Source organism: Paenibacillus sp. SN-8-1 (assembly GCF_050995535.1).
In the GTDB taxonomy this organism is placed as follows: Bacteria; Bacillota; Bacilli; order Paenibacillales; family Paenibacillaceae; genus Fontibacillus.
Map to the genome: position 1 here is coordinate 865,710 of NZ_CP194782.1, position 21,467 is coordinate 887,176.

A 21,467-nucleotide genomic window follows, 5' to 3' on the forward strand; every position below is an offset into this window, starting at 1 on the left:
GGAGGATTAGATTATAAATGTATAGTTGTAAAAGAAGTAGGCGATGGATGTCCATTGCGCTTGTGATTGTTATCCTGTTTGGTATGACAAACAGCTCAACTCTTGCGGCAGACGCGGCCTTGCCGGATCAGGAGCAGACACAGCACAATGGAAGTGTCTGGGCGAATAAAGACTATCCGCGCTTCCAGACCTTTACGCCTGCCGTTACGGGCACTTTGGATAAAATTGATCTACATGTATTTGCTGTGGCAGGTACGCCAGGGGCTATTCGTGTAGATCTGTATAAGGATGGAGATTCAACGCCGCTTTCGACAGGACAGTCGGCTTCGGGGTACTCTGATGAGAGCTGGGTGACGGTCGACTTCTCCGGGGCACCGCCTTATCTGAAGAAGGAGACGATGTACAAAATGGTCGTATCCACAGAAAACGGAGCTCCTTTCGGCTTTAACTGGTATGGGAGTAGTGGTGATGTATACAAAAGAGGGTATAGCGGAGGAAATGGTTATGACTTTGGTTTCCGGACGTACATGATTGCCGATTATTCCGTTTCCGAGACAGAGAGCGAAATTCTTGCAGCTTCCAACAGCCTGGTAGCAGATGGCTCAAGCCAGACGCCGATTACGGTAAAGCTGAGGGATGCTCAGGGCAACGAGATCACCAGTGGGGGGGAGACGGTGACAGTCACCTCGACATTAGGGACGGTTGGTCCTGTGACCGACAATGGGGACGGCACGTATACGGCTGCACTGACGGCGCCAACGACAGCAGGGACTGCAACGTTGAGCGCAAGTGTTGGTGGGAAACCACTGGCGAAGACGGCTGCAGTACAATTGGTTGCCGGAGACCCGTCGACAGGGACGAGCACGATAGAAACGGCTGCAGCGGTGCTGCCTGCCGATGGAACGAGTCACACCCTGGTAACGGTGAAGCTGAGGGACGCGTACGGCAATGAGTTGAAGACCGGAGGAGCCTCGATAGGAATTACCTCGACGTCAGGGACAGTGAGCACTGTAACGGACAAGGGAGACGGCACGTATACGGCTGATCTGACGGCGCCAACGGAGATAGGCACAGCGACGGTGAGCGCAAGTATTAGCGGTACGCCGCTAGCGTCTGCTGCCAGTGTGCAGTTCGTAGCTGGGGCGCCGTCGGAGGAGACGAGTACGGTCGAAGCGGCGAAATCAACGCTTCCGGCGGACGGCAAGAGCCACACGGAGATCACCGTGAGGCTGAAGGATGCTCAGGACCGGGCGTTGACGCAGGGTGGAGCCTTTGTGGTTATTCACTCGACGTCAGGAGAAGTCTCCGAGGTGAGGGATAACGGGGACGGCACGTATACGGCGAGACTCACGGCGCCAACGGAGGTGGGGACAGCCAGCGTGAGCGCATTTGTTAATGAGAGACCGCTGACGAAGACGGCGACCGTGCAATTTGTGATCGGAGCGCCATCGGCCCAGACGAGCACGATCGAGGCGGCGGACGCCGAGCTTCCTGCAGACGGAACGAGCCAGACGGAGATCACTGTAAGGCTGAAGGATGCGCAGGGCCGGGCGTTGACGAAGGGCGGAGCCTTCGTATTCATCGACACGTCATTAGGAGAAGTCACCGAGGTAAGGGATAACGAGAACGGAACGTATACGGCGAGATTGACGGCGCCAACGGAGGTGGGGACAGCAGAGGTGAGAGCATTTGTCAATGAGAGACCGCTGACGGCCACGACTTCTGTGGAATTCCTTCCCGGGAACGTCAGCGCCTCGCACTCGACCCTTACCGCGAGCGACCTCGTTGTTCGGGCTGATGGAACCAGCAAGGCGGAAATCGTTGTAACGCTAAAGGATGAATATGACCACCTCCTCATCGGGAAGAAGGTGAAGCTTGAAGCCAGCGGCGGACAATCGGTCATCGAACCGGTATCTGCGATTACCAACGAGACTGGAATTGCCAAGTTCTCGGTGGGCAATACAGCCGCTGAGGCAGTAACCTATACTGCTAAGGAAGAGAGCAGCGGGATTGCGGTCGACCAATCAGTGAAGATTACGTTTACTTACGATCAGCCGCCAACGATTGAACTAACCCAGGACCCAAGCACGCCAACCTTGGAAGGTGTGAGTGTCACGGCAACCGCCAAGGTCTACGGACAATTGAACAAGGTTGCTGTGATGAAGTGGGCGCCGGGCAATCAGCAGGTCTCGTATTTTGAGAAGGAAGGTACTGCGTTTACAGAGCATTTTACCGTGCAGGAGAACGGGGTCTATTCTGTCTATGTGGCAGATACGGCGGGTAACGCCAATGTCCGGGTAATTGAGATCAATAATATTGTTCCCAAGAGCAGCAATAACAACTTAAGCGGCTGGCAGGTTACGGGCGTGGGGGGAACGCTTGGTTTTACTTTTGATCCGGAGAGGGCGAGTTATTCCATACCAGCCAATTCTGAAGTAAACGGACTGAAAATGCTCCTGACCTCCGTGGACAGTCACGCTGTGATCTACGTCAACGAGTCGGAGATCAAGAGCGGCGCGATCACCGATGTATATTCTCTGGTCACGGGCACTAACACCTTTGTAATCCGTGTCAAAGCACAGGATGGTTCGGTGAAGACATATAAGCTTCTAGTCGTTCGTTCCAGTCCAACCCCGAATCCAGATCCGGGTAGTTCTTCAGGTTCGTCTGGAGGAGGGACTGCAAGTCCTTCAAGCCCTACCTATCCAGCAAGCACGCCGGATGACGATTCATTGAAGGTAAGTGTGAACGGGACTGAAATTTCAGGAATCGCCAAGATGGTGAAGGATGCGAGCGGAGCGAATTACATCGACATTGAACTGAAGCTGGATGCGCTGAAAAAAGTGCTGGATTCACTGCCCTCTTCGAATAATGTCTCACTCACGGTTTCGGTGGACAAGAAAGCCGATCGGACCGTACTGCGGGTTCCGGGCGAGGTAGTTGGACTCCTAAGCGGAAAGTCCGCTAACGTAATATTGGCAGCCTATCACGGTCAATACCGGCTGCCTTTGGCTGAAGTCATCAAGCCGGGTTCGGTCTGGCCCAAAGATACCGAGCTTCAGCTAACAATGGAGCGTGGTGAGCTTGGGTCCCTAACCGGACTACAGGCTGCAGTGAATGAGAACGGGCTTAAATTAGTGTCGGACCCGATTTCTAGTCATGTCTATGTGGCACGTCAAGGTGAGAAGAAGGAAATTACCTTGTTCGGCCAGTATGTTGAACGGATTATGTATCTGCCGGATGCTTCTGCCCAAGCGGCTTCGACCGTTGTGGTATGGGACGATAAGCTGGGCCTGCGTCCCGTGCCAACGAAATTTACTAAAATTGACGGGAAGCCGGCTGTCATTGTTCGCAGTCTCATGAATGGCACATATGCCCTGGTCTCCAAGTCATCCCAGCTAACAGACCTGCAAGGACATTGGGCAGCGAGCGAGATCCTCGATATGAACAGCAGACTGATCATTCAAGGCATCGATGCTGCCCGGTTCGCGCCGGAAGCCGCAATTACCCGCGCGGAGCTTGCCGCTCTGTTATCCAGAGCGCTTGGCTTGCCGGAAGCCGGCGGGGAACCATCCCAGTTCCGGGATGTAAGCCCGTCAAGCTGGTACAGCGGAGCGGTTGCAGCAGTTCACGCACACCACATTATGGATGGGGTGAGTGATGGAACTTTTGCTCCGAATCAGAAGGTATCGCGGCAGGAAGCGATCGTGACGATCATTCGGGCGCTTCAACTGGCAGGAGCCGGAGCCGCTCCGTCTGGCAACATCGCCGGGGAGGGCGTAAATCTATCCGCCTACTCGGACGGCAGCGAGGTCGCGAAATGGGCCAAGGCCGCGGTAGCCACGGCTATCCAGCAGGGCTTGGTTAAGGGCTACGGCAAGGAGCTGCGTCCACAGAAATTGCTGACGCGGGCTGAGACGAGCGTGCTTTTGTACCGGATGCTGGAGAAGGCTGGGTTGATTGATGGGAAGTGAAGAGCGTAGTAAGGGATGAATGGGTTTGAGAAATTGAATGAGTTAGTGGATATTAGAATGAGAAGGACGAGCCATTGGGGGGCTCGTCTTTTTTTATGGGGAGATTTACTTTGATATTTATATGGATTGAACTAAAGACTGCGTGACCGGTTTCCTGCCGCAACAAGTGGTTGCCAGAATCCAAACGTTCATTTCTTTAGTTCATTCCATTTAGCGAGTTATTGATGATCTCCGATGGAGTGCTCAGATCCTCATCATTAAAAGAGTATATTCCAGGTCCTTCCTCTCGATGAATATTGTTATACTGAATTCCTACTCTTTTATTGATAGAATGAAAAGGTAGGATAGAGCAGAATTTATAGCTAATGAGCAGATACGTGAGGGATTTGATGACCACAATAGAACGCGTTTTTGCATATATATCGCAGTATATTTTAAAGAGCGGCGAGTACCTGGATCCGGATACTCCGGGAACTGAAGCTTCTATAATTGACGTCAGTATCGTAAAAAAAACCGCGCGAACCTTACGTACGGTGGGCACTATAACTCTGTCGCTACGCGAATTTCCTGAAGAGGACCTGGAAATCCCACATTTATCGTTATGGAAGTGGACTCCGGGCAAGCGTGCCAATCTTGAGGAGAATATGCTGGCCTTTGAGTGGTTGAATAATGGATGGATCATGAAGGAGATGCGTTTCAAGCGAGACGGGAAGACGATTGAACGCATGCAATATCGGATGGGCTATCGTCTTTTCACATTTTTACAGAAGCAGATGGATCAGGAAAGACTGGACCAGATCAGTCAACTTAAGAACTATCAGCTAACTGCCGGAAATGCACTGGAAGACGTAAGAGGTCTTGAGGATCAAGGGCGCGCAGCATACTTGTCTTTAATCCGCCATCATATATCTACAAGTATTCTTTGGACAATTGAAGAACTGGGCGAACTAGAGCTATTTCCTAAGCCGTGGAGCATGTCCAAAAGAATTAATTATTTACACTTCTTGCTGGCATTCTTCTTGATATCCAGTCGCAAGGAGGTATTTGATTGGAAAGAGATAGGTGCACAGTATTATCAAAATATCGGTGGATCTAAAGCCTTCGATGCGAATAAGGATGATTTTATTACTCTTCTGGAGGTATGGAGCGGGCAGTCTGTAGAATTCCTTGGGATGATTAGCTCCGGGGCAATCACACCTTTGTATTTCGCAGGACATTTGAGTGGACAATGGTCGCATTATGAGGCAGGTCCTGTTCATGCCTTAACGGATCTTTCTATTGCCCAGGATCAGTATACAACTGATGCAACGACACTCTGGTTGGTCGAGAATCGCGGAGTTCTGACCCGATTATCTGCCGAGCGTGGTTTTTTGAGAGAGACGGGTTCTTTGGTTGTGTGTGTAGATGGCCATCTTAGAAGCTCACATCGAGCGTTCATTCATCAGCTGCTGAGTAACACTCAAATTCAGCAAGCCATTTTGTGGAGTGATTATGACAAGGACGGCCTTCTTATTGCGGGAGAAATGCTTAACTCAGTTGCTGCATACCCCCTTAGGCTGAAATGGATTTGCCACAATCATAAGGTTGTGGACAGCTGGGAGGCTTATCAAGAATATATGAAGGAGCTCCTGACGGTAACCAAGTTGGAGCAAGAGCAAATATTAGGAGGTGCTCAGGACTGGAGACAATGGATAGAAGATTAATATCTATATTTCAAAATGACGATTCCTCACCAGAAATGCTTCAGTCGATGAGGGATATTGCTTCATTATCAGGTGTGCTGAGTGACCTTGGATCACAGAATGCATTTCAATCACCTTCTGAAATTTTACGGTTTCTAAGAATTATACAATTGATCAATGAGGAAGCGCTTGGACTTGACGAGCCCATCGAGAATTCGGACACGTTATATTACCGTTACAGGAACCGCTACCGTGATCCAGAACCGCCAAGCAGGAAGAAGGTAGAACAGATCATTCATGTGCTCGTTAAATATAATTGGATCTCCAAGCAGACAAGGCAACTGAAGATGCGAGATGTTGGCAAACGATTAATGGATGTCCTTATTCGGCTGGCTAACGACTCTCTTGCTTATTACATGCATGACGATATTGGTCGTTCGTTATTTCAAGCCAGGCGTGATGCTGAGCTAAGCGAGGCCTACGATGATCATGGGATATCCGGGGGCAATAAAATTGCAAGTATGATTCGTAACGTTGAAAATGCGATTAACTTGATGAAGGAAAGGGAGCTCGAGCTGCTTGCCGACCGTAACGCCTTGCCACAGCTGGAAATCATTCATCAGCTCATGGAGGAGCTTGAGGTGAAGCTTACAGAGCGATTTCGGCAGTTTCAGACGATCGAGGAGAGTCTCATTCTGAGCAACCTGATGCATCAAGGAACCGCTGTATTGGCAGAAGGAACGAATTTGAGTGTTGGTATGATCAATAAATATCTGAAGTTTACAACGATGCAGCGTACGGTACTCTCATCTGCTATTCATCCGGACAAAGTAAGAGAGTTCATTCTGAAAATGTATGATCCTCCATTGGAATCAGATATCCCGAACGTCCATCAGCTTATGAGCTTCATGGAGCAGGATCAATATGAAGGGGAAGCAGCCGATGGATTATGGGTACCCGTTAAATTCGCTGCGCCTATCTCGTCAGAGTCTATCCGTGACGCCGTTCATTACTTGGAGACGTATGAACCTGTGATGGACTCTGCGATGGAAGAAGAGACCGAGGTGGAGTATGGGGAAGAGGAAATATCCATAGATCAACTAAGTGAGTTGATGGGGGAATCGGAGTGGCTACTTACGAAATCAATGATCCAGACAGAGGCCATTGAGACGTATATGGAGCATATTGAAGAAGCGCCGCTGGAACAGGTCATGATCGAAGCAACCTCTGCGGAATGGGGGGATGCTGTTAATGCGTTGACTGCTGTAGCAGCTTTGGTCGGTAACAAGAAGATGACGATTGATCAAGCACAGACGGAGACAGCAAAAAAAACGCCAATCTACGAGAAACAGTGGGAATGGTTACATCGTGAAGAGCGAAATCAGCTACTCAGGAAACGAAGCGACAGAGTTCATGATCAATCCGGATCAGAAGAAATTGGAGGAATAGAGGATGATATCTGAGTCCGATATGAATGCCATAGAGCAGGTGGAGGAATTCAATACGAATCCCCTGAACGTGATGCAGTTGCTCAAGGGAGTATTGACACAGGAAGAGGAAATGGCGTTCATGAACATCTTATTCTCCTCTTCCGCTACGATGCGGGCCGGTAATTTCGGCTTATCTAGAAGAGAAGTAGAGAAGCAGCTTCGGATTTCGGAGCAGGATGAGAAGTTTTTCTCGTTTTTGCAAAGAGTTAATCAGGCAGTAAGCCGTTATTTCCAAGTTATATATGATGAGAGGCGCGATCAAGTCGTGGCCATGATGAGGGTCCCGGCCAGAGCAGCCCGCAGTACTTTATCCAAAGAAAGCCTCGCTATACTCTTATTTATGTTCTATCAACAAGAGGTATTGCAGCATGAATTCACTCTCTTCGATCAGTTACTGAATGCATTTGGTCATGAGACTACGAAGGCCAATCAACGGCTGTTGCTTAATATAGATCAGCTACGGAAGATTGGGGCGCTAGAAGAGTATGATACGAATTCCAGGGAAAAGGCGTATCAACTTACAGCGATTGGAGTGCACATGTTCTCGGATTCTTTCTTACGTCGGACTGTCGAATTCAGCCAATCGAATCAATTGAACAAGGAAGAAGTACTGAAGTTTTTTAAGCGATACAACTTGTATCAGGAAGGATCTGAGGAATAGATCATGATACCTTGGAAAATGCGATTTAGCGGAATTCGGGACTACGAGGCTACTCTTATGGACTTGTCTGGACAGCAAGAGCATGTCCTTATTACAGGTCCAAACGGTGCTGGGAAATCAACGATAACCTATTGCATGGGGGCCGTACTGTACTCCTCTAAGGTAGAAGTAGAGGGTCTAAGATCCCGTAATCTGGGGGCGGATGAGAGGTGGAAGGCGCAGATCCATTTTCTTTTTAAGAACGAGGGTTACATGCGAATTGACGCTCCGGATTACGTAGAGTTCTCCCTATATTTGTTACAGGAGCCGGGTCAGGGACAACCGATCAAGAAGGAATTTGTCATCTCCTCTGGGGACGATCCTTTGAACTGGGAGGAGGAGATTCATTATACCTCCGGTGACCGCCAATACAATTTCACTGCCTATAAGAAGGATCTTCAATATAAGTATAAGATTGACCCGGACTTATTCTATCTAATTTGGTATCAGCAGGAAGTGAACCAGTTCTCTGTGATGCATCCTGAGGAGAGATTTAGAATTTTTGCTGAAATGCATGGGATTGACCGGGTGCAGAAGAACTGGGAAGAGAGCATTGAGAAGCTGAAGGAAACCCAGGAGACGCTTCGTGTGGCAGAAGGTAATGTAGCGAATAAGAAGCTCATGTTGAAAATAAAGAAAAGTGAACTGGATCGGTACGAGGACAATCAGCGGCGTCTACTTGAGGGCGGTAGATTGTACGCTGGCTCCTTGCTTCAGCTGGAAGGATTCTATAAGCGCGAGCAAGAGCAATTGATCGGCCTAATAGATCAACTTGAGCTGGATAAGGAAGAACAGCAAGAACAAATGCATGAGACTAAAGTGCAGCAAACTGTAGCAAGTGAGCAAATTGCAGGAATTCAGAAGAATATGAATGAGCTGCAGAGCCAACTATCTCATTATGATGGTCTGATTCAAGCTCTGGATCTTAAGCGTAAGGAGACGGGGAGGATTGTAGATGAGCTGGAGCAGGAGCTTAAGGAAGTTATTAAGGAGAAGGAGCGTATTACCCGGACGGAGGAAGAAGTTAAGGAACAATTGGAATCTGTGACCTTACAGTTGAGTGGTGTGCTGGAGCAAGAGGACGACATTAAGATGGGGCTCGGAAAGGGAGAAGAAGAAAACCAGGCATTAATAAGAGTAATATCAAGTATTGAGGCAGAGATACAACAGGATCAAAAGTTGGAGGCCGTTCATCAGGAAAGAATTCGTCAATATATAACGAGTCACCATGTACAAGAGGAGCTGAACCGGCTAGAGGAGCTGCTTTCTTATACCAAGGACACAAGAAATAAGCATTCCAGCCAAATTGGCGATTTGGAGGAGGAACTCGCCCGTCTAGAAGAGGAACATGACTGGTCTCGAAGACAAATCGAATCTTTGAATTATTTTAGCTCAAAGGGAATTCGGGCTTATGCCTTGCGAGAATTGGTAGAGCTTGACCATTCTGCTCAGTTGAAATCGGAAGAGCGCTTCAATTCCATAAAATACTCAATATTCTTCGATGGGCATGTGGTTATTCCACCAAATGATCTATACCATGTTCCTTTGCGTAAGGTAGTACCTGACCGATCAGTGACTGAGCTTGCATCTCTGCAGCTGCGTGTAAAGGAAGGGTTAGATGAAGAAGTGCTTCCTCATGCAATGAAAGCCTTGTGGTGGATTGAACAGTTCTTCAAAGATGGAGATATTCGAATCGAACATGGTGTACTTGTAGATGCGATGGGGATTCGCGGCCCACAAGAACAACATCGCTATATTATGAGTGCACGGGCGCTCTTCGCACGCAAAGAAGAAGCCATGAAGAGCATCCGCACACTGACTCATCAATGTGAAGAGGCAGATGAGAAGATCAAGCTAAATACCAAGCGATTGCAGGAGCTGAATGGCATTATCCACTTGGTACGAGAAGCCGAAGCCTTCATGACAAGGGAGCACGAGCGGATCAGCAGAGCCAACAAGCATACAGAGGAAGTCGCGAAGTTAAGCCAATTGCAAAAACATATGGGTGAGCTGCGTGAGGTTCAATTGGAATTAATGAAAAAGCGCTTGAAGATGGAACGTGATCAAAATGAACTGCAGAGTGAAGCTGAATTCTATGTGAGAATTGGCCAACAGAAGGAAAAGTATGAAGTACTCAAAATTACTCAGCGGGAATTAGCAAGCTTGGATGACAAACTTGAAGAACTGCAGCGTCAGGAGAAATTAAGTGAAGAGAGCTGGAATAAGCTCGATAAGGACGCGAGAAGACAGGGGCGTGTGCTGCAAGAAATTCAGGATCAGTATGAGCGTGAGGAGAGTAAGCTTCGGCAGATAATCAATCAGTTACAGTCAAGGAACGATTCTCTCGAAGACGTGAAGAGGGAGTATATCCTCTCCATTAAGGAGATTGAGGAGTTCAAGCAGTTGGCTCCGCATATTTACAATGAAGTAACTAACTCCAATAATCTGCAATCCGGAGGAGGTAATGCAACCTCAACTCAAGGTATGACGATAGCGAATATTCGATCGAGTCTTGAGTCAGGCCGAGTCCAATTTAATCACGCTAGACAAGAAACGGGGATAGATCCTGCAGCGCCGGACAACTACAAGGTTGTGGAAGAGGAATTCTATCGCTATCAGGATGAATATAAGCGGACGAGCCTCTTGTTCGAGCAGGATCAGGAACGTACGGAACAACTGAGAGACCAGTTAGAGACTACGATACAAATGCGAGTTCTCGAAATAGAAAAGCGATTTGAATCTTATATGAGCCTATTTCAATTCGAAGGGAAGATCGAGTGGGATCAACATGAGGGCCGCCAAGGACGGATCCACTTCAATTTGTTCATCAAAGCACGCAAGGAAGGCCACCGGGGAACGATGGAGGATGTCAGCGTTAAGGCACGTGGAGGCAGAGTGGGCAAAGGGGTATCCGGTGGGGAAGAATCCCTCAGCTCCTTGTTGTTCGCCCTCGCCCTGCTGCAAAATCTGCAGACAGCTCCAGGATTCATCGTCATGGACGAATTCGACAGCGCTCTGGATGAGCAGCGAAAGCTGAAGGTATTCGATCTCTATCAGCAAGAGCTTAAACGTAAACTTATTATTCTCACGCCCAAATCACATGAGAAGTCGTACCTCGATCTCTTCTCCAAAGCTTATATTGTGCATCATGATCCAAGGGTACCTCGCAGTAAGGCTACTGGATTGAAGAGAAAGATATAGTATTAGTGACTTGCCTAGAAAAGTGCTCTTAAACTTACTAGGATCTAATTAAGGTAAGAAGACGAGGGAGAATCTATGATTCTTACGAAACTTTAGAGAGTGTAACTGACCAATCTATAAACTCCCTCAAGCCAAGAGGGGGTTTTTTTCTTCCAATTATTGATAAGAATCGATATACCCTATGGTATAAAGTGGAATATTTGGGGGAATAATCAGATGGGAAATGATATGTGGTTAAATCCTTTGGATGATAATGCACTAGAGGATATTTCATTAGAAAGACAATTTGTTAATGTTCTAGACAGACAAAGTGACCCATATCATGTAAGTGTATTTGATACATATGGAGTGGATAGAATATTTTATAATGGATACAGAAGAAGGACAAGGCATGAAATTAACACAGCAATAAGTACATATCAACAACAGGGAATAGAAATTGATGCAGAGATAATTAATTTGCCTTACACTGTATTAAACCTAAGAGGGAAACCAGCTGAAACAGCATTTACAGATAAGAATACTAACCACAGACATATATATCTTGTACCCGATCATACTCCAACAAGGATTCTTAATGATAAAGCATTTCATGGAAGTGGTTTGGAAACTTTACTTAAGACTCAACAAATAAGTCAAGTTGTTTTTGATCGTTGGAACACAGCTATGAATAACTTAGATATAGGGAATCGAGTAGCATACTCAATTAATCATGAGTACGGACATATTCTTACTTATCGGGCTATGGATGAATCAGGAATTGAAACCCCTCTGCAGGTGTACGATTGGTTAGGTGATCTGGGTTACCTTGACAATTGTTCGCATAGAATAGTACAATTTAATAACGGTGCTGCATGGCAAATTCATGTAGCCTTGGAACAATTGGCTGAAGACTACAGATTAAGTCACTTTGTTCAAAATGAACAAAGTGCATGTTCATTACCAAGTTGCCTAAGTTACCAGCAGGATATTGTTAATCCTGAGAAGTACCTAGAAGGAGTTGAGATCATGACTAAACTTTTGGACATTCAAGACAAGTTGCGTAAGAAGCAGCAAAAATCCTCACTTGAAAGTATTCTTCCTTTTGGTGAAGCTAATAGGTCTGATAGTGCAATGGAATACTTTAGTCTAGGTGTCATTACTCCAATCACTGAAGAGAATAAGAAAAAGGCAAGGGAAGAACTTCTTAAATTGTTCCCCTAGCTTCAAATTATAGTTCAAAGACTCCTTTATACATAGGAGTCTTTTTTATGTGCGCCCAGCATGGACGTCTTATCTAGGGTGAAAGTCCCGAGGGCCTACCGTTAGCCAAGGGCAAGGGGGTCCATCGCGAGGTAATACGATAAGCATATGATTTATCCGTATACATTGCGAGTGATTAACATGTTGTTCAAATATTTAACCGGGCACGAGAATGATTATGATATTTTAAGGAGGCTTTATGATAACAGAATACAGAAATATCAAAAAGGCTAAATACCGGATCTTGAACTGGGAGAATGAGTATATTGATTATAATACGCTGGATGGAACACAGTGGACACTGGACATCGAGCTTGAAGATAGATCCATTCATATAGTTGGGAGTAATGCTTATCCGGAAGAATGGGAGAGATTTTGTAAAGCAATTCGGAAGTTGACAGGTAAGCCATTTAGATAATCTTGTAGGACACGTAGCAGGTTTATGAATTTGTATTTTGAATTATAAAGGATTATAGAGGAGCAGCCCAACGTGATCGATAAAGTCATACGAATTTTTAATATTATCAACGCCATACAGGCCAACCCGGGAATATCCGCTTCAGATCTGGCGCTAAAATGTGATGTGAACATCCGGACAATATATAGGGACCTGGACTTGCTAAGTCTAATTGCACCTGTAACTAACGAGGGGCGAGGTACGGGATACCGTTTTATGGGAAGGTTTTTCTTATATCCACTCAACTTCACGGAACAAGAGGCACTAGCTTTCTCACTGCTACCGTCTGTACTGGATAAGGACAAGCTTCCACCTGGATTTGACCCGGCGTATGACAAGGTGATGGGGACTCATTTGAAAGAAAAGTCTCGGCAAAATAATATCTTTGAGGATATTGCCGATATTATTCAAATGGGTACTCCTGCTTATCGTAAGGAAAGTCCGAACTTTCTGCAGCCAGTAATCCAGGCTATGCTTGAGAAAAAATCTATTCAGACGGTATATCATACTCAATACCGGGATGAGACGACCGAACGCCGGATCGATCCCTACTATTTAGTGCCTCGCGAGCAGCGCTTTTACCTGATAGGTTATTGTCACCTCAAGCAGGCCATTCGCACCTTCCGGGTAAGCAGGTTTCAGCAGGTTGAGATTACTGACCAAACTTTTGATAAGAGCAGCTTTAACATCAAGCAGTATCTAAAGAATACCTGGTCGATTGACCGCGGGGAGAAGAACACGCGCTTTGTGGTGCGGTTTGCTCCGGAAGTGGCCCGCTATATTAAAGAGGAAGAGTTGTTTGTTCAGCCTAGAATGAAAGATATGAAGGATGGCAGTCTTCTATTTGAAGTCACGGTCAACAATGAAAAAGAGTTTTTGAAATGGATTCTTCAGTATGGCCCTCAAGCTGAAATTTTGGAGCCTGCCTCGGTACGGGAAGGTCTAAAGCAGCAGCTGATGGAATGGATGAAGTTGTATTAGCAGCTAACAGGTATGGTAAAAGTAAAAGCCCCTTATGGCAGGGGCTTTATAGAGCCAATTGCAGCAGCTGTGCAAGATTGCCGAATGGCTTGTTATCGATCCCACCCGTAGAGTACACAACTTCGCTTATATACAAAGCATCATTAGAAGCATTATTCTGCTCCAATTTGAGCTGGGGGAAGATTTTTTTGAAAAGTTTGGCCGTATTGAAGGCGTCATCGAGAGCATTGTGCTGCTTGCCAATAAAGGGAATTTCTTCGAGTTGTAATGATCTTTTGAGCCCTATTCTTTGGCCATGGTCTGCCCCATTTAGTCTGGTGTAAGGCAACTGTATATCGTTATAGTTCTTCAGCCATTCCCGGTCAACTCCTTGGGCATGGCATTCACGAACCAACTGGTGCTTATCATCAGGTCCCCAAGAACAGAGATAGTAGTCATCGCCTTCAAGCCATTCCTTGAAATTGCTAATGGCTCCAGGGAACAGCGGAGCCTTATTCACTTGTTCTTGTGTTACTCCTGTAAACTCTGTAGTCAGCTTGGATAACTTTGGACGGAGTGAGGGCTGTACATAAGAATGAAAAAGGTTGGTCATCACAAGAGTTCCATCTTGGCCCTCCTTTAGCTCTATCGCCCCAATCTCAATTGTCTCGGCCAGATGCTGCTGGGAACGTAGTACGGTAAATTCCATATCAAAAATGATATATTTCATAGTCTGCAGCTCCCTTCATTGCTTACTTGTTGCCAATATACAGGAGACAAGTGACAGCGGGTTGTCACGAATATATGTTTGGGGGTTACTTTAAATAGAACTATGTAAGACTATAATTGTGTTTTGTAGGTGCGGGAGGATGTTAGCTATATTATGTCAGCATTATTTTCTTTTTTGGATAAAGTCAGTGAGGGGTTATTAGCTCTATCGGCACAAGCAGAGACGGATATTTGGACGAATCCACGTTCAACGCTTACTCAAGGACGACTCTTTAGCGAAGAATTGGCTATTACGGTCTCCAGGCTTGAGAAGGTCGAGCCTGTGTATTCAATCAAACACAGTGAGCGTGTTCATAAGCTTTATCGTGATGGTTTATTATCAGAGGAAGTTAAGGCAAGCTTTGAGTGGCTCCGACTTAATGGTAATAAGGCGGCCCATGATACAACGTCTATTCCGGTGGATTTGGCATTATCGGCCCATCGGCATATCTATGTTCTGGCAACATGGTATGTTGAGACCTATGGGGACTTATCCATTAAGCCGCCTGTCTATCAGATGCCGTCTATGCCAAGTAATCAGTCTGCCGAGATGTTTAACCCTGTTCATTCCATTTATGCAATGGGAGATCAGCTTGAGCAGATGCTGAATGAGCAAATAGTGAACAAAATCCTGCCTACCATAAATGATCAATTCAAATATTTGCAGGAGACCATAACCAAGGTTGCTGATAGCTTTGGTGACAGGTCACCACTAAAGGAAAAGCTAACTTTTAACGATTCGAATGAGCAGACCGTATACGAAGCAGTAATGAAGGAGTCTGCTCAAGCGCTCACTGAAGAGACAACTCCTGATGCGGGGATTATCAAAAGAAAGGATGCTCACTCTGAAACAGAATTTGAGCAGGACATTCGGAGTCAACAGATTGTCTTCCCTGCTTCTATGGCCAACCTGGAACTTGACGACCTCAAGATTAAGGGATACAGCGCCATTCTTAACTATCTGCGAAATGAACTGAATGTGAGAACGATTAAAGACCTTCCAGAGGATCTATCATTTTTATCCTCCAACATGAGTGGTGTGGGACCCAAGACAGTGTCGAAGTTCATTCAGCAGTTAGATAATTGTATTACCGAAGAAAAACGTCTAATGGGCTCCGGTAAGCGGAAAGTGAATGCAATTACAGCCTTCCGTGAACTTAAAAATAAGCTTGGTCGCCGCCCGAAATATATGGAGCTGCATACGCTAGGCAGCTGTGACAGCCAGGATTACCGACAGCTATTTGGCTCTTATCATGGTTTTCTATGGAAAGCCAATGAGTTAAATAAGACTGAGGCCTCATTAGCCAAACGTTATGAGAACTGGCTTAATGAATTAGAGAGCACGAAGATGAGTAAAAGTTATAAAATGGTAGTTCTGTACTACATGCTTGAACGCGGTCCGAAGAACTGGACCCGTTCGGTTACCGCATATGAGGTTGCTCCATTCTTCTATGATTATTATATGAAGGATGAGAATAGAAAAAGCATCGATTTTTCTAATGATGAATCCAGGAAGCTCTGGGATGAACCGTTAATTAGAACGGCACGGTTGATCGCTCGCATGCCTATGACCGTCTGGGGTACAAATAACAAGTTCTTTTCTTATGCGAAAGGAGAATTAAGTTTATCACTTAAAGTTCGTGAGGAGGATCTTGAGCTGCTTCACGAATGGACAAGAGAGGTATGCGAGTATAGATTATTCACGTATTTCGAGCGCAAACGGGAAATTTAAGATGAAAGAAGACATATACTGGAATCAAAAAGGGAACCTTTCAACTAGATTGAAGGTTCCCCATTACTTTCCTCTGTATTCTATAATTGGCCTGATTACCTGTGAAATCAACTTTATTTTCTCGGCTGAGCAACCTTCTAGCATCACAATAATCTCATTTCTTAAATAATCGTCAGAGGCACTGTCCGCCCCATTCAATATATATTCCGTCGATTCTTCAAGTACCTTGCACAATTCAGATAATCTATCCAAATTGATAGGTGTCTTTCCACGTTCAATTTTGCTTATATAAGCGTTAGATACATCTAACTTCTCAGCTAAGCTCTCCTGTGTTAATCCCTTCTCTTCCCGAGACTGCTTGATTCTTTTTCCTATTACCGAGTAATCATAACCCATTTCCATCACCCAGTAAAAACTATAACAACGAATCCAATTCGTTAACATGCACTATAAGTTAAATTGAACTAATAAGTTAACTAGCGAACGTATATTCGCTGGCCACCATTTGACTTCTTCTCCTGGCATAATCTTCTTATAAATAAGAGGTCGAGGAGAGAAGAAGATGGAATTAGTATACAAGAACAACATCGTCTTGTCCGATGAAATGCTTAAATCCAAGGGTTGGGCCTATCTGTTTGATATTTCTCACATCAAGGAATCGCCGAACGATGAATTTGTGAACGAGCATGTTCAAAAGATATACTTATCTGCGCTTGATGCTATATCGAAGCAAAGATCAAAAAAACTGCAGAAGGGGCCCTTCGTTATTTGGCACTGTATGAAAAGACTTGTCGACGATCAGAATCGGCCTACCCAAGGATACGTACTTTTCATAACTCCGTTTTATCACGAGATTGTAGGCAGAGATGTCGATCCGGTTGTTGAAACCATGTGGACACATAAGGGATATATAAGGGCTTCAAGTTCAATTCCATTAATAGAGGGCGCTATGCCCCTTTGTCTGTTCGAAGAAGGACAAGCAATTGCTATAGACATTGATGATGTTCTGTTGTCTCGGTTATCTGATTTTTTTGAGGAGCAACAATATATGCTATCCTTGAGTAATCCTCACATAGCTATTCGGCTCAATCCGTATGAAGGTTAGGAGACTTTTCCATATGTCCAAAGATCAAATTATTAACCTTGTTCATGAGGGAATTACAAACCGTGAATACATTATAGGAAATGAAACTCGCTTTTATATCATAATAGTTAAAGTTACTTCCCATGACTACATCGTATATCTCCTGGATCATTCAGAGATTCTTATAAGTACTGAATTTAATGGTAGATTAGCCGCAGCAAAGCAAGAGGGTGTCCGCCTACTCTATAACTCTTATCCAGAAGTAGTTCAGGCAGACGTAACGATGATGCACTTTAAGGCTGACCGTCCGAGTGGAAGACCGTGGATGAAGGACAGTGATGTACTAGCTCAGCAAGGAGGAATGCAAGCGAATATGACAACCAACCGTATTCAATCAACCCCTGTTAACAAGATCCTGTACGGGCCTCCCGGAACAGGTAAAACTTACAATGTGATTTACGAGGCTTTATCTATCCTTAAACCAGGTATTGATCCAGACCTGCTGAATAATCCACAGCGACGTAACGAAGCTGTACAGCTGTTTAATCAATATACTGACAGTAACCATGTGATGTTCTGCACTTTTCATCAATCGTTCAGCTACGAGGAATTTGTAGAAGGGATTCGTTACAACGAAGAGAAGCAGCATTACGAAGTGCAAGACGGGATTTTTAAGAGAATATGCAACTTGGCAAGGGCAGCTACCGCAGAACACAAACTAACCTATAATTTTGACCCCGCAAGTACCCGATTCTTCAAAATGTCGTTAGGCAATACATTAACGGGTGATGATGAGGTATACGATTATTGTATCTCGAACAATGTGATTGCACTTGGATGGGGGGAAGATGCCGACTTCTCAAATTGTGGTGACAAGCAGGAGATAAGTAAGCTTTATCAGTCACAGTTGCCAAATGAGACTGTCTTTGGTGTCGAGGCTGTTGAACGGTTTAAGCATTGGATGCGCCTTGGCGATATTGTAATTATTTCTTATGGTAACAAGAAGGTAAGGGCAATTGGGAAGATTACTGGGGATTACAGCTATAAGGCAGATTCTCCAATTCCTTACCATCAGTTTCGGTCAGTAGAGTGGCTATATACAGATAGCAACGCTATGCTTCCGGTTCAAAGTATTCTTCGTGACAAGGTCTTCTCTCAACAAACTATTTACATGTTCAATCATAGTGATATCAATATGAACAGTATTCAGGAGCTCTTGTCGGGGAATAGCCAAGATAATGGGCAAGAACAGCAGTATGTTCTCATCATTGATGAGATTAATCGCGGGAATATCTCTAAGATTTTCGGGGAGCTCATTACATTAATTGAATCCGATAAAAGAATGGGGCAGCCAAATGAGTTATCCGTTACGTTGCCGTACTCAGGGAATACTCTCCATGTCCCTTCCAACCTTCATATCATTGGAACGATGAATACGGCAGACCGATCTATTGCTCTATTAGATACTGCGCTTCGCAGACGGTTTGAATTTGTGGAAGTATTGCCCGATTATTCACTTCTTCCAATTGACATTCAAGGAGTGAATATACGTAAACTGCTGGAGACGATCAATCAGCGAATTGAATATTTGTACGACCGCGATCATGTGATAGGCCATTCGTACTTTATGTCAAATAAAAAGCTACAGGCAGAAGACTATATCCGCATTATGCAGAAGAAAGTAATACCGTTGCTGCAGGAGTATTTCTACGAAGATTGGGAGCAGATTGAGCTTGTCCTAGGAGGGGCTGGCCGCGAGGGAGATAACTCGTATTTCCTGAATAGGATCGATATGGATGCCAGTCTTATTTTCAACAGGAAGAGCCCTGCTATGGAATCCCGGAAAACACGATATATTGTACAGCCGAATCCAACCATAGCGGCGCTCAGACGTGTATATAATAATTCGACCGATCATTCTGAAGAGGAACAAGAATGAAGCACATTGTTGTAACAGAATGCTTTGAGTCAATTGTTATATCAGATAAATTGAATGACGCCGCTCTCAACTCAGTAGAAGTTGATGAACTCGCCGCCTATGTTCGGAAGCAAGAGTTGGATGAAGACGGCATCCTTATCTCCCGAAATGAAGTTAGGTTCATTAACTATGTAGGATTCATTCAACTTAGTACATGTTCGATTGAGATACTGCCTAAGGTATCGGGCAGCAATCCTCGGCAATCTCGGAGAGTCCTTCTACGTATGCTTCAGTGTACTGGATTCCTGGAAATCCACGAGAGCCAGATCAGCCAATTGACGGTAGAGAAGATTAATCTACTTGAGATTATTGCTTATTTATTCGTTGCCAAGCTGTCTAATGAGCTTAGAAAAGGGGTGTATCGTTCTTATCAGCGTGAACAGGACGAGCTTCAGCTTGTTAGAGGCAAGATTGATATGAATCGCCAGCTTCGGCGGGAAGCGATGATGAAGCCGGGTGTAAGCTGTGTGTACGATGAATTTCAAGTTACCAATGAATTGAATCAAGTCTTGGTAGCAGGTTTGCAGACCGTGTTGTCCCGTTGTAGCTACCCTGCAACGAGAATGAGAGCGGCAAGCTCTATGGCCCTTTTGGATGAAGTAAAGCCTGGGCCAATCACTCAGTATGTCATGGATCATATGTTATTTGATCGTACGAATAGGCGCTTTCAGGAAAGCTATCGGCTTGCCAAGCTCCTAATTAGTCAGACTGCCCCGATGTCAGCACCCGGCAGGAGCAAGAACAGCTCGATCTTGTTCAAAATGAACGATCTGTTCGAAGCATACGTTGCTTACTTGGCGAACAAGTTGATAGATCAGGTCACGATTAAGGATAGAAGTCATAAGTTATTGATTAAGGAAGGTACTACAAGAGGAGTCTTTCAACTTGAGCCGGATTTGTTGATAGGGAGCTCGTCGGGAGCTCAAATCATCGTGGATACGAAATGGAAAATGATACGTTCAGATCGCTTGAGACACGGAGTGAAGCGTGAAGACTTTTACCAAATGTATGCTTATTTGACTCGTTATCAAGAAGTAGATACCGTCGTTATCCTGTATCCTCATCACGATGGAATTGATGAGCCAGCAGGCAGTTGTTTGGAATCTTGGCATTTGGAGGGACAGCCTTCCAAAAGGTTGAAGGTATACACGATTAATTATGAGGATGAGCGGATTGCGGAGTTGCAGCTGCAAGAAATAATAGATCTGATTGAATGATTGTTATGAGTCTTATGATTTTGAGAAGAAGGATAGTGGGATTATATGAACCAAATCGATATAGCTATAGAATTTGCAGCCAGGGCATATCGGAATCAAACAAGGATAGGTACGGACACGCCTTATATTAGCCATCCATTTGGAGTAGGTATGATATTGCTTGAGGCCAAGTGTAAAGAAGAAGTTGTAATAGCCGGTCTCCTTCATGATACATTGAAGGACACAGATACCACTGAAGAGGACATATACAATCGATTTGGTAGAGAAGTTCTGCGTCTTGTGGAGGGCACATCTGAACCGGATATAACACAACCTTGGGAATCGCGCAAAGAGCATACGTTGGAAGTATTAAAAAGGGCTGATTTGGCTATCCGACAAATCGCTTGCGCTGACAAGCTGCACAATTTGCGATCTATTCGCAGGGATATCGAAGCCTATGGTGATGAAGTGTGGAATAGGTTTAATCGAGGATATGAGGAACTAAGATGGTATTATACCAGCTTGGTTGAGAGTCTGGGGTATGCGTCGAGATTTGCCCTATTAGATACTTTTCAAGATGAAGTCGAGATGTTATTTGGGACACTGGAGCTCTCTACGGAGATTATGGCCTGCCGTAGGAACAAGAAGTTTTATGATGCCGTGTTTGAGGACTTGTTCGCTGCACATGCACGGAATACCCATGTTGAAGATGCGCGGACTGATCTGAAAGAAATGGTGTATGTATTGGCAGAGGAGTACAGAGCGGGAGAAGATAACAGTTACGAGAAAAGACATGAGATGTATCAATATTTAACTTCACGAGGTATCGAATTTGAAGTTAACTCTGAGGGAACTGACACAATCATTTCGACATGCGCTGCCATGAAAGATATATTTCATCTATTTCCGCACGAGGTATATCATCATCTCTACCGTAGTTTGAAGAGAGGAATACTTTAGTCGCCAAGAAGGAAAGGAAACATATCCGCTTTATTAGAGGGAG

Annotated in this window: 15 protein-coding genes; 13 read left to right on the forward strand and 2 right to left on the reverse strand. The window is 45.2% G+C overall.

Annotation, left to right across the window (positions count from 1 at the left end):
• Positions 1-47 precede the first annotated feature (47 nt).
• The 8 genes from ACRRNK_RS04090 to ACRRNK_RS04125 all read left to right on the forward strand — a co-directional run bounded on the left by ACRRNK_RS04090 (position 48) and on the right by ACRRNK_RS04125 (position 13,727).
• Positions 48-3,974 (forward strand): invasin domain 3-containing protein, encoded by a 3,927-nt coding sequence (locus ACRRNK_RS04090; RefSeq protein WP_433945535.1) that lies wholly within the window; start codon positions 48-50, stop codon positions 3,972-3,974.
• Between the two features lie 365 nt (positions 3,975-4,339).
• Positions 4,340-5,677: a DUF2399 domain-containing protein gene (locus ACRRNK_RS04095; RefSeq protein WP_433945536.1), complete on the forward strand. Its 1,338-nt coding sequence runs from the start codon at positions 4,340-4,342 to the stop codon at positions 5,675-5,677.
• Entirely contained in the window at positions 5,662-7,119 is a 1,458-nt protein-coding gene (locus ACRRNK_RS04100; RefSeq protein WP_433945537.1) for a hypothetical protein, read from the forward strand. Before ACRRNK_RS04095 ends, ACRRNK_RS04100 begins: the two co-directional genes overlap by 16 nt.
• Positions 7,109-7,807, forward strand: coding sequence for a hypothetical protein (locus tag ACRRNK_RS04105; protein WP_433945538.1), 699 nt, complete (start codon positions 7,109-7,111; stop codon positions 7,805-7,807). The genes ACRRNK_RS04100 and ACRRNK_RS04105 overlap by 11 nt, the downstream gene beginning before the upstream one ends.
• Positions 7,808-7,810: 3 nt before the next feature.
• A complete protein-coding gene (locus ACRRNK_RS04110; protein ID WP_433945539.1) occupies positions 7,811-11,047 on the forward strand; it encodes a chromosome segregation protein SMC in 3,237 nt (1,078 codons plus the stop codon).
• Between the two features lie 216 nt (positions 11,048-11,263).
• Positions 11,264-12,250 carry a hypothetical protein gene (locus ACRRNK_RS04115; protein ID WP_433945540.1) on the forward strand — a complete coding sequence of 329 codons (987 nt, stop codon included), beginning with the start codon at positions 11,264-11,266 and terminating at the stop codon, positions 12,248-12,250.
• A 238-nt stretch (positions 12,251-12,488) separates the two neighbouring features.
• Entirely contained in the window at positions 12,489-12,707 is a 219-nt protein-coding gene (locus ACRRNK_RS04120; protein WP_433945541.1) for a hypothetical protein, read from the forward strand.
• A gap of 72 nt (positions 12,708-12,779) precedes the next feature.
• Positions 12,780-13,727: a helix-turn-helix transcriptional regulator gene (locus ACRRNK_RS04125; protein WP_433945542.1), complete on the forward strand. Its 948-nt coding sequence runs from the start codon at positions 12,780-12,782 to the stop codon at positions 13,725-13,727.
• Positions 13,728-13,773: 46 nt separating this feature from the next.
• On the opposite strand, the gene ACRRNK_RS04130 is transcribed toward ACRRNK_RS04125, so the two are convergent.
• The gene (locus ACRRNK_RS04130) at positions 13,774-14,436 is read right to left on the reverse strand and encodes an exonuclease domain-containing protein (protein ID WP_433945543.1); all 663 of its coding nucleotides are present in this window, start codon (positions 14,434-14,436) and stop codon (positions 13,774-13,776) included.
• 153 nt (positions 14,437-14,589) lie between these two features.
• Between ACRRNK_RS04130 and ACRRNK_RS04135 the strand changes: the two genes are divergently transcribed.
• Entirely contained in the window at positions 14,590-16,206 is a 1,617-nt protein-coding gene (locus ACRRNK_RS04135) for a hypothetical protein (protein ID WP_433945544.1), read from the forward strand.
• Between the two features lie 63 nt (positions 16,207-16,269).
• On the opposite strand, the gene ACRRNK_RS04140 is transcribed toward ACRRNK_RS04135, so the two are convergent.
• Positions 16,270-16,602: a helix-turn-helix domain-containing protein gene (locus tag ACRRNK_RS04140; protein WP_433945545.1), complete on the reverse strand. Its 333-nt coding sequence runs from the start codon at positions 16,600-16,602 to the stop codon at positions 16,270-16,272.
• 166 nt (positions 16,603-16,768) lie between these two features.
• On the opposite strand from ACRRNK_RS04140, the gene ACRRNK_RS04145 reads away from it, so the two are divergent.
• The 4 genes from ACRRNK_RS04145 to ACRRNK_RS04160 are packed head-to-tail and all read left to right on the forward strand — an operon-like array spanning position 16,769 to position 21,424.
• A complete protein-coding gene (locus ACRRNK_RS04145; RefSeq protein WP_433945546.1) occupies positions 16,769-17,311 on the forward strand; it encodes a hypothetical protein in 543 nt (180 codons plus the stop codon).
• Between the two features lie 13 nt (positions 17,312-17,324).
• A complete protein-coding gene (locus tag ACRRNK_RS04150) occupies positions 17,325-19,229 on the forward strand; it encodes an AAA family ATPase (RefSeq protein WP_433945547.1) in 1,905 nt (634 codons plus the stop codon).
• Complete coding sequence (locus tag ACRRNK_RS04155) at positions 19,226-20,485, forward strand: McrC family protein (protein ID WP_433945548.1); 1,260 nt, start codon at positions 19,226-19,228, stop codon at positions 20,483-20,485. The genes ACRRNK_RS04150 and ACRRNK_RS04155 overlap by 4 nt, the downstream gene beginning before the upstream one ends.
• A 45-nt stretch (positions 20,486-20,530) precedes the next feature.
• Positions 20,531-21,424, forward strand: a complete 894-nt coding sequence (locus ACRRNK_RS04160) for an HD domain-containing protein (protein WP_433945549.1) — start codon at positions 20,531-20,533, stop codon at positions 21,422-21,424.
• Positions 21,425-21,467: the final 43 nt, after the last annotated feature.

What these genes read in the sequence shown, in the direction of transcription:
- ACRRNK_RS04090 (WP_433945535.1), top strand. Translation starts at nt 48, where the DNA reads ATGTCCATTGCGCTTGTGATTGTTATCCTGTTTGGTATGACAAACAGC.
- ACRRNK_RS04095 (WP_433945536.1), top strand. Translation starts at nt 4,340, where the DNA reads ATGAGCAGATACGTGAGGGATTTGATGACCACAATAGAACGCGTTTTT.
- ACRRNK_RS04100 (WP_433945537.1), top strand. Translation starts at nt 5,662, where the DNA reads ATGGATAGAAGATTAATATCTATATTTCAAAATGACGATTCCTCACCA.
- ACRRNK_RS04105 (WP_433945538.1), top strand. Translation starts at nt 7,109, where the DNA reads ATGATATCTGAGTCCGATATGAATGCCATAGAGCAGGTGGAGGAATTC.
- ACRRNK_RS04110 (WP_433945539.1), top strand. Translation starts at nt 7,811, where the DNA reads ATGATACCTTGGAAAATGCGATTTAGCGGAATTCGGGACTACGAGGCT.
- ACRRNK_RS04115 (WP_433945540.1), top strand. Translation starts at nt 11,264, where the DNA reads ATGGGAAATGATATGTGGTTAAATCCTTTGGATGATAATGCACTAGAG.
- ACRRNK_RS04120 (WP_433945541.1), top strand. Translation starts at nt 12,489, where the DNA reads ATGATAACAGAATACAGAAATATCAAAAAGGCTAAATACCGGATCTTG.
- ACRRNK_RS04130 (WP_433945543.1), bottom strand. Translation starts at nt 14,436, where the DNA reads ATGAAATATATCATTTTTGATATGGAATTTACCGTACTACGTTCCCAG.
- ACRRNK_RS04135 (WP_433945544.1), top strand. Translation starts at nt 14,590, where the DNA reads ATGTCAGCATTATTTTCTTTTTTGGATAAAGTCAGTGAGGGGTTATTA.
- ACRRNK_RS04140 (WP_433945545.1), bottom strand. Translation starts at nt 16,602, where the DNA reads ATGGGTTATGATTACTCGGTAATAGGAAAAAGAATCAAGCAGTCTCGG.
- ACRRNK_RS04145 (WP_433945546.1), top strand. Translation starts at nt 16,769, where the DNA reads ATGGAATTAGTATACAAGAACAACATCGTCTTGTCCGATGAAATGCTT.
- ACRRNK_RS04150 (WP_433945547.1), top strand. Translation starts at nt 17,325, where the DNA reads ATGTCCAAAGATCAAATTATTAACCTTGTTCATGAGGGAATTACAAAC.
- ACRRNK_RS04155 (WP_433945548.1), top strand. Translation starts at nt 19,226, where the DNA reads ATGAAGCACATTGTTGTAACAGAATGCTTTGAGTCAATTGTTATATCA.
- ACRRNK_RS04160 (WP_433945549.1), top strand. Translation starts at nt 20,531, where the DNA reads ATGAACCAAATCGATATAGCTATAGAATTTGCAGCCAGGGCATATCGG.